1 protein-coding gene is annotated in these 981 nt (G+C 36.6%); it reads right to left on the bottom strand.

What is annotated here, in order from left to right; translation table 11 throughout:
• A partial coding sequence (locus SSCH_RS06205; protein ID WP_232294258.1) for an AMP-binding protein occupies window positions 1-724 on the bottom strand: 724 nt, incomplete at its 3' end.
• Window positions 725-981: the final 257 nt, after the last annotated feature.

Below are 981 nucleotides of genomic sequence, written 5' to 3'. Positions count from 1 at the left end.
ATGGATTATAGCTTTTGCATAATTTTTGGGTAATTTCAACTGCTGTTACTGCAACAGTGGTTTCAGTTGGACCATACATATTAAAAATCCTGGCATTTTTAAAACGTTCCAATAGTTTTTCCGCACATTTATTGGACAGTACTTCCCCACAAAATAGGAAAAGCTTTAAGTCAGGTAGTAACAGGTCATTAAAGCTTTTATCTGCAAGGCATAGTTCCGCAAATGAAGGAGTAGAAACCCAGACATTTATTTTTGCCTGACTAAAATACCTGAAAAGTTCACCCAGATTAGAAATCATTTGTTTATCAATGCTAAATAAGGTTGAACCGCTTGCCAAGGATAAATATAGGTCCATAACAGATAGATCAAAAGAAAATGGAGCCTGATTCATAAACACGTACTGCTGCTTGTTGTTCAGGTTGCAGATATTTAACCCCCACTTAACAAAACTATCTAATGAAGATAATGTTATTTGTACACCCTTGGGGTTACCTGTGCTCCCTGATGTATAAATAATATAGAATACATCATCATTGTGTACTCTAAATTTAATGTCGGGGGTTTTGCCTAAAAAAGAAGAAATTAACTCATTTATTTTCGTATTATCAATGATCATGATGTTAGTGGTATCTAATACTATCTCTTCAAGACAAAAAATTAATTTAGAGCCGGATCTTTCGATTATTCTTTTAACACGCTGATCCGGTATAGTGTCGCCTCTCACTCCCAATGACGGGGGGAGAGGATTTTTTTCTTGCTTTTTATGACGTAAATGATGCATACTGATTGACATATGGATTATTTATTGACATGACAATCATCACGGAAGGATAAATAGCGAGAAGGGGAACCCCTATGGCACGCCCGCCAAGTCCCCCTTCCCTAAAAAACACTGAAATGAATCTTACTCGAAACTCCTTTAACTGTCCAGTCTTATCTTGAATTATTTGCAGACGGTTGTCCGGAAAAACCTATCGACCA

The sequence above is a fragment of the Syntrophaceticus schinkii genome (assembly GCF_000946815.1).
Lineage (GTDB): Bacteria > Bacillota > DSM-12270 > Thermacetogeniales > Thermacetogeniaceae > Syntrophaceticus > Syntrophaceticus schinkii.
Note: the sequence above shows the minus strand (reverse complement) of the source record. Positions and strands in the feature narration are given on the sequence as shown.